Here is a 10677-nt window from a genome sequence, read left to right on the forward strand (position 1 = left end):
CGGAATTGGTAGACGCGCTAGCTTCAGGTGTTAGTGCCCCCCGGGTGTGAGGGTTCGAGTCCCTCTCTTCGCACCATGATTCTGACATGTAAACACAGAGCAATGCGCTCCAACCGCATTTAAAAACCAGCTGGAGAAAATCAGTGTGCGAAGGTGGCGGAATTGGTAGACGCGCTAGCTTCAGGTGTTAGTGTCCCACGGATGTGAGGGTTCGAGTCCCTCTCTTCGCACCATTCATTACGCACAAGGCCCATCACGAAAGTGATGGGCCTTTTGTTTTTACTCCTTGTTATGGCTATGCTTTTGACGACTCCCCGCTCATCGTCATGCCAAGGAACGCATATGATACTGGATACCGACATTCACAACTTTTACGAACATCTGGTGCTCAAGGAGATTGAGAAACAGGGGCTGCAGCAGAAACTCAACAGCGATCAGATGGCCGACCTCTGCTGCCTTACCCTCAACCAGCTCCCCGCCCACTATATTCGCCACAATGTCGACATGATCTACTTCCTGACCGACGCCAAGCGTACCGAAATGGAGAAACTGGTGGTCGAATCGCTCAAGGTGGCACAGCAGAAGATCAAGCAGGCTCCCGTCAAAAGCTCATAACCAGGGCTGCTGCCAGAGCAGGGTGACGATACCGGTCAACCCGGCCACTGGCAGCAAGATCAAGGCGGGGCGCAATCCGGGCTCCAGCATCACCCAGGCAGCCAGCAGAAAACCGGCACTCCAGGTGCCGTACTCTTTATCCTGACCCCATGCGAGTACAGCCACCGCCACCAGCAACATCATACCCCGCAATATCCAGCGCATTGTTTTCTCCCCAATCAACAATTGATAATAATTATCATCTTCATCTGCTGGGGATGCAAGTGGCGTCACAAGCGGGATTCGTATGTAACCCCCTGTGTCAACAGGCCGCTCAAAAACGGGTTATGAGATCAACTAATTTGTGATTTTTTCAATCAAATGTGCATTTTTGCCAATTTGATGGGGCTTTAACCCGCCGGGTTTGTGGTAGATTGCGGCCTCTTTTTGGGTTGCCTCCTCGGGATCGATGTATCCACAGGACGAGAGGGAGTGACCTTGGCGAGCAAGAGTTTAGGAAGTATCTATGCAAAACCAACAAAACCACATCCGACTACCGGGCATGGCACAGGTGTTTGCCTGTCTGGCCATTTTCCTGGCCCTGGCATTCTCGTTCACCAGCGTGCTCGATCTGCCGATCCAGTTGGCGTTGTTCATCGCCTGGTTCGTCATCATGGGGCTTGGCATCAAACTCGGCCACGATTACAAATCCCTGGAACAGGCAGCCGTTGACGGCGTTGCCAAGGGAATGGGGGCCATCCTGATCCTGGTCTCCGTCGGTGCTCTGGTCGGCACCTGGATTGCCGGTGGCATAGTCCCCAGCATCATCTACTTCGGCCTCAAGGTGATTCACCCGTCCATCTTCCTGCTGGCGACCCTGATCATCTGCTCCCTGACCTCGCTGGCCACCGGCACCTCCTGGGGCTCTGCCGCCACCGCCGGTATCGCCATGATGGGGATCGGCCACAGCCTCGGCGTGCCTGCGCCGCTGGTAGCCGGTGCCGTGCTCTCCGGCGTCTATTTTGGTGACAAGCTCTCTCCGCTCTCCGACTCAGTAGTGCTGGCTTCGACCATGTCCAACGTCGACGTGGTGGAGCATATCAAGGGGATGCTGCCTATCAGCCTGCTCTCCTATGTCATCACCGCCGTGCTGTTCACCGTGGTGGGCATGCAGTATTCGGGTAATGTCAGCCTGGAGCAGGTCAATCTGGTGATGGAGGCTCTCGACAACCAGTTCAACATCACCCCGCTGGCCATAGTCCCCGTGGTGCTGGTGCTGGGTCTGCTGGCCAACCGCAAGCCCGCCTTCCCGGTGATCAGCTTCGGCGCCCTGCTGGGCCTGATCTGGGCCATCGCCTTCCAGGGCATGGATCCGGTCAAAGCGATGCACTCAGCTTATAGTCCGTTTGCCATCACCTCCGGCATCGATTTTATCGACAACATTCTCGGTCGCGGCGGCATGGAGTCCATGCTGGGCTCGGTCGCGGTCATCATCTTCGGTCTCGGGTTTGGCGGCCTGCTGGAGAAGGTCGGCATTCTGGAAGTGATCGCCAGCGCCTTCGAGAAGCGCATCAATAGCGTCGGCAGCCTGACCAGCCACACCATCGGCACCGCGTTTCTGGCCAACGTGTTCGGCTCAGCCATGTATGTGTCGCTGATCCTGACTCCCAAGATCATGGCCAAGAACTACGACCGACTGGGACTGGCGCGCAAGAACCTCTCTCGCAACGCCGAGTTTGGCGGCACCCTCACCTGCGGCATGGTGCCCTGGAGCGACAACGGCATCTTCATGGCAGGGGTTTTAGGAGTCGCAACCCTCGACTACCTGCCCTACATGTGGCTGAGCTTCACCTGCATCATTGTGACCATCACCCTCGCCTACATGGGCAAGGCAGTGAACCGGACCCCGCTGGTCGCGGCGGCAAGCTCCCGCTAAGCCATCCTGAAACAACAAAGGCGCCACCAAGGCGCCTTTGTTGTTTCAGGGGGGATGCTGTTTTACCGTCATCCCAGAGCCCACAAACAAAAACAGCCCTCGTTGCCGAGAGCCGTGTCATCAGACCGATAATGCCGATCAGATGGAGAAGCTGGAGCCACAGCCACAGGTCGTGGTGGCATTGGGGTTGGTCACGGTGAAGCGCGAACCTTCCAGACCCTCGGTGTAATCCACACTGCCGCCTACCAGATATTGCAGACTCATGGGATCGATCACCATGGTGACGCCATTCTTCTCGACTACGGTGTCTCCGTCGTTGATCTTCTCATCAAAGGTAAAGCCATACTGGAAACCGGAGCAGCCCCCACCCGTGATGTATACCCGCAGCTTCAGCTCGGGATTCTCTTCCTCGGTGATCAGGTTCTTCACCTTGTTGGCCGCCGCATCCGTCATCTGGATGGGCAGCGGGGCTTCTGCTACTGCACTCATTACTGACCTCACAACCATTAGATCCACAAACATGGAAACCGCGAAATTATCCAATACCCGACCATTCAGTTCAAGTATTCACCACGTTTAACCGGCAGCGGGAACCGGAGCAGGCGGTGCGGCGACCAGCGGCTTGATCACCTCGCCCCACTCAACCAGCAGCTCTTGCGCCGGTTGCCTGCCATCCTTGTTGATGGTGACACGGATCCGATCCGGCACAAAGCCTTCCGGCAACTGCCAATTCCCTTCCAGCAGCTGGAAATAACGCAGGGCATAACGCCACTCGCTCACCTTCATCCCGAGATCGCGGCCGGTTAGCGTCTTCGGCTTGTCAGCCAGACTCCCCTCGACCCGGATCTGCACCTGACCACGGAACAGCTCCCGCTTTTTGGCGGGCTGGGTCAGGGCGAGACGGTAGTGGTAACGACCGGGAATGCTGGTCTCCTGCAGGGTCAGGTTGTCGATCACCACCCCCACCTGTTCGCCGGTGGGGCGCATGATCCGCTCGAAAAAGGCCAACTGGCGTTTGAGCTCCTGCACCTGCGCCTCCTGACTCTTCAGGGTGGTCTGCAACTGCTCGAAGGCCGCTTTCTGGGTCGCCAGCTGGGTATCTTTCACCCCCAATTCGGTCTTGAGCTGGCCGATAGCCTTGCCCTGACGATCCAGCGTCTCCTGCTGTACCACCAACAGACTGCTCTGGGCCAGCTCCTGACGGTTACCGACAAAGTAACCAATGAGCCCGCCAACGGCTAACACGACCAATAACTTCAATAGATTGGACATAGCCCCTCATCCCGTTATCACGCCATTTACGGCAGCGCCTCTCCCTTCACTATACCGCCCTGACCGGGGCCAAAGGCGATAAAGGGAAAAATTAACTGGCCGTGGCACTGCCATCACCCCGCTTTTGACGCGCGGCGAGCCGTAAAGTTCGCTCCAGGATCTGGGAATAGATGGGCCGGCCACCCAGCCACTGGGCAACCAGAGTCGCCCCGACTGTGGTAATCATCATCGGCAGGATCAGCTGATAGTTGTCGGTCATCTCGGTGACCAGCACGATACCCGTGATGGGGGCGCGCACGGTGGCAGCAAAGAGAGCCCCCATTCCGGCGATGGCAAAGGCGCCGGGCTCGATGCCAAGCTCCGGAAACGCCGCATGAAACAGATGGCCAAACACCACGCCAAACAAGGTGCCCAACGCCAGGGTCGGCGCAAACACCCCGCCCGGGGCACCGGAGCAGAAGCAGATGAGGGTCGCGACCAGCCGCACCGAGAAGATGAGGAACAGGGTCGCCATCGCATACTCATCCCCCATCAGATGAGGAATAAGCTCTGTGCCGCCGCCCGTCACCGAAGGAGCAAACAGCGACAGCACGCCAAACGTTCCGGCGACCAGCATGCCGATGGCCACGAAACGGTGGCGCTTGTTCTGATGCAGCGCCAGATAGCCATCCTGACAGGCCAGCACCAGCTTGTTGAAGACAAAACCGAGCACCCCGAAGGTGGCCCCCATAAAGAGGAACAGCCAGAGCGCCTTGAGGGCTGGCGCATCGTAGTGGGGTAGAGTGATCACCGCCCCCTGCCCTTTCATGTTCTGCAACATCAAGGTCGCCATGATGGCGGAGATCCCCACCGCCTTGATGGCCAGAAAGGAGTAGCGAAACTGCGGCCGCATCTCCTCCATCACGAACAGGATGCCCGCCAGCGGCGCATTGAAGGCAGCAGCCAGACCGCCCGCCGCACCGGCGGCCAACAGGGCATGGCCATGTTCCTTGGGCAGTCGGAAGATATCCGCCACCATCTTGCCGAGGTTGCCGCCGATCTGTACCGAAGGTCCCTCCCGCCCCAGCACCATACCGGAGCTCAGGGTACAGATGCCGCCGAAGAACTTGACCGGCAACACTCGCCACCACCGCACCGGGCGCAGATCGTCCATCGCCCCCTCGATCTCGGGAATGCCGGAACCACCCGCTTCCGGGGCAAAGGTATGAGTGAGGAAGTAACCGACAAATCCCAGCAAGGCGCTGAAGCCAAAGCCAAGCAGACCGAGCTGCCACCAGGGACGGTCTGCCAGCAAGGCGATACGTTGTTCTGCCAGCCAGTGGACACCAGATTCGAACAGGCCGCACACCAGTCCGGCCAGGGTGCCGACCAGCGCCGCCAGCAGCAGCACCAGCAAGGGCATCTTGTCTTGCCGGATAATGCGGGAAAGCGGCCCCCGCGAAGAGGTATCGGCTTCAGAGGAGAGAGCTTGTTGCGCCATCTTGTTACACCAACTTGGAAAAACCATATCGTCAGCTAGCTGAGATCAGGATCACCCGGCGCGTTGCTCGGCTGCCCAGGGCTGGGGCTTTCTGCTATAGTCGGCCCGTTAAATTTTTGTCACGGGAGCAGACCGAGAGTCCGGGTGGCGAGAGCGCAAAGCATACTCCTGATGCTCCGGCCTGCCGAGTCTCAATCGGCTGCAATCCCTTGTGTGACGACCAAAATCCCATTAAGGATGATCCATGTCAAAATCAGATCAGCTGTTTGAACAGGCCCGCCAGACCATTCCGGGTGGCGTCAACTCACCGGTCCGCGCCTTCAATGGGGTCGGCGGCACGCCCCGCTTCATCGATCACGCCGATGGCGCCTATCTCTATGATGTGGATGGTCAGGCCTACGTGGATTACATCGGCTCCTGGGGCCCCATGCTGCTGGGTCACAACCACCCGGCCATCAAAACCGCCGTCATCAAGGCCGTTGAGAAGGGGCTGAGCTACGGTGCGCCGACCGAGATCGAAGTGCTGATGGCCGAGAAAGTCCGCCAGATTGTCCCCTCCATGGAGCAGGTGCGGATGGTCAACTCCGGCACCGAAGCCACCATGAGTGCCATCCGTCTGGCCCGTGGCTACACCGGCCGCGACAAGATCGTCAAATTCGAGGGCTGCTACCACGGCCACGCCGACTCCCTGCTGGTCAAGGCCGGTTCCGGCGCCCTGACCCTGGGTCAACCCAACAGCCCGGGCGTTCCGGCCGATTTCGCCAAGCACACCCTGACCAGCGTCTTCAACGATCTGGATTCGGTGCGTGAAGCCTTCACTCAGTACGGCAGCGAGATCGCCTGTATCATCGTCGAGCCGGTCGCAGGCAACATGAACTGCATCCCGCCGGTCCCCGGCTTCCTGGAAGGGCTGCGCGCCATCTGTGACGAGTTCGGTGCCCTGCTGATCCTGGACGAAGTGATGACTGGCTTCCGCGTCTCCTTGCGTGGTGCCCAGGGTCACTACAACATCGATCCGGATCTCACCACCCTTGGCAAGATCATCGGTGCCGGCATGCCTGTTGGCGCCTTCGGCGGCAAGAAGAAGGTGATGCAGCACATCGCCCCGACCGGCCCTGTCTATCAAGCGGGTACTCTCTCCGGCAACCCGGTGGCCATGGCGGCCGGTCTCACCATGCTGGATCTGCTGCTGGAGCCGGGTCTCTATGAGCAGCTGAGCGCCAAGACAGCGCGGGTTGCAGAAGGGCTGAAAGCGGCCGCCTCCAAACACGGTATCCCGCTCGCCATCAACTATGTGGGCGGCATGTTCGGCTTCTTCTTCACCGACGAGCCCGAAATCACCCGCTACGAGCAGGTCACTCGCTGCGATATGGAACGCTTCAAGCGCTTCTACCATCTGATGCTGGAAGAGGGCGTCTATCTGGCGCCGAGCGCCTACGAGGCGGGCTTCCTGTCGCTGGCTCACGGCGACAAGGAGATCGAACATACCCTGGCTGCCGCTGAGCGCAGCTTCGCCAAGCTGGCTGGCTAAATCGCCGCAGGTTGTCGCAGAAGGGCCCGTCACGGGCCCTTTTCTATTGCAGTGCCTTCATCACCACACAGCTCTTCGATACGCCCATTTCTGGTGCATCCCCTCTTCGTCACTCACCAATTTGTCATCCTCTGGTGCAACTTGCCCCGCCATCCCTGTCATAAAGCAGGCCCACTATTTGCACATTCACCACAAGATCCCACGTCACCGAGGTCCATATGGCAGAGATGAGCCCCATCGATGTGCTGCGGCGTTATCAGGAGTATCAGGAGGAGTTGACCCCGCTACTGCAGGGGCTGCTCAGCGCCCCCCTTGTCTCGCTCAAGGGGTATCCCTTTGTCGTCAGCATTGACCATTATCAGGGGCCGATGTGCATCCAGCCTGCGGCACCGGCCGCCCATAACCGGTTGCACCTTATCGTGCAGGGGCAAGGACGGGAGATCACCGTCTGTCTGAATCAGCTGATTGGCTGGTTGATGGGGGACAGGGAGCGCCGCCGCGCCATGCCCTGGTTCAAGGCGGTCTATGTGGTGCTCAGCATGGCGCTGTTTTTGATCGTCGCCACCCTGATCTGGCACGGGCTGGAGCAGCTTTACCAGCTATTGTGCGGCGAGCAGCAGAACCAGCTCGGCGCCTTTAGCGCCATCATCTTCCTGACGCTGGCACTGGCGGTGTTCGATCTGGGCAAGACCATTCTGGAAGAGGAGGTACTGCTGCATAAGGATATCTTCCGCCACAGCGCCATTCGCCGCACCATCACCCGCTTTATCGCCGCCATTCTGATCGCGGTCTCCATCGAGGGGCTGTTGCTGCTGTTCAAAGGCTCGCTCGGCCAGAGCGAGCTGCTCTGGCCAGCGGTCGGAGTGATGGGGTGTGCGGTGGGTTTGCTACTGGCGCTTGGCCTCTATGTTTTTCTGGGGGCCAAGGCCGAAGCGGCACTGGTACAGGCTAGCCTGCGCTCTCCACCGCCAGTTGCACAGGGGAGCGACGCGCCGCCCGCCAGGAAGCGTACATGGTCCAGGAGGTATAGATGACGATAAAGGCAACCAACCACTTCAGCATCTCCATATCCATGGATTTGACCAGCATGGCGGCCAGCACCACACCGATGGGGCCAAAGATGGCTACCGCCAGCACCGCCTTGGCATCGAATGCCCCTTTACGGATAAAGGTGCCTGCGGAGAAAACGCTAAGCACGGCGGTGGAGCCCATCATGATCGGAAACGCCGCCAGCGGATTCATCCCCAGCAGATAAACCAGCGTCATGCAGGGAGCAAACAGGCCGATACCGACATTCATCAACACCCCGAAGATGAAATTGCCAAGCAGGGCGATCGCCAGCTTGTAGCCGCTGAGCCCCATCGCATCGCCGCCTACAGGGAAAAGACCCAGCAGACCGGCAAAGATAAGCCCTGCAACGACCAGTAAGGAGATAGCCATCACCAGCCGGATGGTCTGCCGATCAAACGAGGCCACATGACGAGCGCCCCAGGCAGCGCCCGCTGCGGCGGCCATCATCATGCTGATCAGCGTCAGCGGCTCCACTGCGACTGCGCCGACGAAGATCAGCGACTGAGTCACGGTCGGCAGCACGCACTGCCCATTGAGGGTACCCGGCAGCACCCGGTCATCGATCAGCTTGAACTGCTTGTAGCAGGCGGTCTTTACCGCAAAGCTGCCCACCCCCAGGGTATCGAGGAAGTTGGCAACCCCACCGATCAACGCCACCGGCCAGAAGGGGGTCGCCTCAAAGGATCCACTCTGCTTCTTCCGCCAGCAGGCTTGCACCAGCATGAAGACAAATACGAGGCCTCCGGCTATAAAAACCAGCCGTAAAATATCAACTAACATAGGGGTTTCTCCTGCAACGGGCGGCGATTCTAAGGCAAGCAGCAGAAAAAATCTTGACCGGAATTAAGCAATGCTCACGACACGCCTCTGCAAGGTGAAATATTTATCAATAGACTCCGAACGACTCTGCTAATACTTGTTACTGAGGCCAACAGGCCGGGTCCTGAGCACGTTGTTATGGTCCTTTCGCGACGACCACTTGTGCCAAAGGACATAATAAAAAAGAGGGCCGGTAGTGATACCGACCCTCTTTCTATTTCTGACCGAGGCGCTGGGCCCTCGACCATGACAACCGCTTATTGAATGCTCTTACCGGCGCGCACGTCCTTGATAAACCCCTTCAGGCTGGCCAAATCACGGGGGGCACCGCGCAGGATCTGATCACCGATGATGAAGGCCGGGGTACCGGAGATACCGAGCGCTTCAGCCAGCGCACGGTTGGTACCTAGGTTCTGGTCAATGCTGCCATCCTTGATCTTGGCCTCCACCTTGCTCCAGTCCACACCGGCCGCCACAGCCAACTGCTTGACCTGTGCTTCATCAGCGAGCGGGCCCTGATGGGTATAGAGCTTCTCGTGGAACGCCTGGTACTTGTCAGGCTGACCCAGCTGGACCGCCAGCGCAGCACGGGCTGCGAAGTAGGAGGACTCGCTCAGAATGGGGAACTGCTTGTAGATGTACCGGATGTCTTTATCTTCCGACATCAGCTGCTTGACCAGCGGATGGGCCCGTTTGCAGTAACCACAGTTGTAATCGAAAAACTCCACAATGGTCAGAGATGCCTTCGGATTCCCCATCTCGGGATCCTGATTGGCATAAAGCTGCTTGGAGTGAGCCTTGATCAGCGCCTTGTCACTCTCGGCCTGCTGGCTCTCCTGCTTGGCACGCAGAGCATTGGACATCTCGACCAGGATCTCGGGATTCTTGACTAGATAGTCGCGAACGATTTGCTCGACATCACTTTTGGTCAGCTCGCTTGCATGTACTGGCGTCGCCAGCAGGGTCACGCCAGCCAGCGCGCAAAACAGGGCATTTTTAATAGTCATAACGTTATCTTGCAGAGGATATGATAGAGGCCACTATAGTGGTTGAGTCTGTTTTCAAGTCAAGTTATCTGGCCAAAAAAGCGCTTGATACGCTCTGATTGCCACTTTTTCATGTCATTTAGCGCAATTAACCAGCAATCGAACCGGACGGGGATTTACAAGCCAGAGCAGCATGGTAATATTCGCCGCACTGCTGCGGAGGGGTGGCAGAGCGGCTGAATGCACCGGTCTTGAAAACCGGCGATGGGCGACCATCCGTGGGTTCAAATCCCACCTCCTCCGCCATTTATACCGAGCCCATGCAACCATGTTGCGTGGGCTTTTTATTTGCCTGCGATTTGCCACTCCTCATAGATCTCAACACATTAGTCTTCTTCAACTCCTTTCTTGATCTTCTCACCTGCGAGCTAAATAGCTGCCCCAAGATCACCTATCAACATCGAACCTCTGCGTTCCTGCGAGCATCCCTTCCCATTTCCTTATTGCCCCAAACAAGGACCCAAAGCAGCAACCACTGCGCCTGCGTGTTAGCACAGCCAACACACTCTCTGGCATAACGTCAGTGGGCGACTAACAAAATCATGGACAAGCAGAGGGCTCAAAAAGAAAGACTTCAGCTAACACAGGACGCAGATGCCCAGGAAAGATCGCAAGCAAGAGATCCTAGCGTACAGGCGAGCATAGGATTCGTGGGTCATGACTACGCCAGAGCCGCCATACAGAGCTACAGCGGTTCAGTGAAGAAAGAGTACCAAGCGGAACATCAGGCTATTTGTGGAACCAGAAAGCAGCGGCGAGTAAGGATAAAAACAGAGGAAGGGAGATAGGGAAGGTCAACAATCAGGCTATTTGCTGAATTGCAGGCAATAAAAAACCCCGCTCGATGAGCGGGGTTTCTTGTATTGGGTGCCTGGCAGTGTCCTACTCTCGCATGGCGAATGCCACACTACCATCGGCGCTACCGCGT

Annotated in this window: 10 protein-coding genes and 2 tRNA genes; 6 read left to right on the forward strand and 6 right to left on the reverse strand. The window is 57.9% G+C overall.

Annotated elements, in window-relative coordinates; all coding sequences use genetic code 11:
• Positions 1-147 precede the first annotated feature (147 nt).
• Positions 148-233: transfer RNA gene (locus tag G5168_RS20785), tRNA-Leu, on the forward strand.
• 109 nt (positions 234-342) lie between these two features.
• Positions 343-615 (forward strand): late competence development ComFB family protein, encoded by a 273-nt coding sequence (locus G5168_RS20790; protein ID WP_005343036.1) that lies wholly within the window; start codon positions 343-345, stop codon positions 613-615.
• Here G5168_RS20790 and G5168_RS20795 read toward each other — a convergent pair.
• The gene (locus G5168_RS20795) at positions 610-819 is read right to left on the reverse strand and encodes a hypothetical protein (protein ID WP_005357820.1); all 210 of its coding nucleotides are present in this window, start codon (positions 817-819) and stop codon (positions 610-612) included. The two genes, G5168_RS20790 and G5168_RS20795, sit on opposite strands and share 6 nt — an antisense overlap.
• 301 nt (positions 820-1120) lie before the next feature.
• Here G5168_RS20795 and nhaC point away from each other — a divergent pair, with 301 nt between their 5' ends.
• Positions 1121-2530, forward strand: a complete 1410-nt coding sequence (gene nhaC, locus G5168_RS20800; RefSeq protein WP_227341474.1) for a Na+/H+ antiporter NhaC — start codon at positions 1121-1123, stop codon at positions 2528-2530.
• A 138-nt stretch (positions 2531-2668) separates the two neighbouring features.
• On the opposite strand, the gene erpA is transcribed toward nhaC, so the two are convergent.
• The 3 genes from erpA to clcA form a co-directional block, all read right to left on the reverse strand.
• A complete protein-coding gene (gene erpA / locus G5168_RS20805; protein ID WP_005340225.1) occupies positions 2669-3019 on the reverse strand; it encodes an iron-sulfur cluster insertion protein ErpA in 351 nt (116 codons plus the stop codon).
• Between the two features lie 87 nt (positions 3020-3106).
• Entirely contained in the window at positions 3107-3802 is a 696-nt protein-coding gene (locus G5168_RS20810; protein ID WP_005343032.1) for a DUF6776 family protein, read from the reverse strand.
• A 91-nt stretch (positions 3803-3893) separates the two neighbouring features.
• Positions 3894-5282, reverse strand: a complete 1389-nt coding sequence (gene clcA / locus G5168_RS20815; protein ID WP_040067313.1) for a H(+)/Cl(-) exchange transporter ClcA — start codon at positions 5280-5282, stop codon at positions 3894-3896.
• 244 nt (positions 5283-5526) lie between these two features.
• Between clcA and hemL the strand changes: the two genes are divergently transcribed.
• Together hemL and G5168_RS20825 are read left to right on the forward strand one after the other, a co-directional pair.
• A complete protein-coding gene (gene hemL / locus G5168_RS20820; protein WP_227341475.1) occupies positions 5527-6813 on the forward strand; it encodes a glutamate-1-semialdehyde 2,1-aminomutase in 1287 nt (428 codons plus the stop codon).
• A 218-nt stretch (positions 6814-7031) separates the two neighbouring features.
• On the forward strand, positions 7032-7847 hold the full coding sequence (locus tag G5168_RS20825) for a hypothetical protein (RefSeq protein ID WP_227341476.1): 816 nt from the start codon (positions 7032-7034) through the stop codon (positions 7845-7847).
• On the opposite strand, the gene G5168_RS20830 is transcribed toward G5168_RS20825, so the two are convergent.
• Together G5168_RS20830 and G5168_RS20835 are read right to left on the reverse strand one after the other, a co-directional pair.
• Entirely contained in the window at positions 7762-8664 is a 903-nt protein-coding gene (locus G5168_RS20830; protein ID WP_227341477.1) for a sulfite exporter TauE/SafE family protein, read from the reverse strand. The genes G5168_RS20825 and G5168_RS20830 overlap by 86 nt on opposite strands.
• A 296-nt stretch (positions 8665-8960) precedes the next feature.
• Positions 8961-9710: a DsbA family protein gene (locus G5168_RS20835; RefSeq protein ID WP_064337414.1), complete on the reverse strand. Its 750-nt coding sequence runs from the start codon at positions 9708-9710 to the stop codon at positions 8961-8963.
• Between the two features lie 197 nt (positions 9711-9907).
• Here G5168_RS20835 and G5168_RS20840 point away from each other — a divergent pair.
• Positions 9908-9995 (forward strand) — tRNA-Ser (locus tag G5168_RS20840).
• The last annotated feature ends 682 nt before the right edge of the window (positions 9996-10677 follow it).

This window comes from Aeromonas sp. 600724 (assembly GCF_049175135.1).
GTDB classification, from domain to species: Bacteria; Pseudomonadota; Gammaproteobacteria; order Enterobacterales; family Aeromonadaceae; genus Aeromonas; species Aeromonas veronii_A.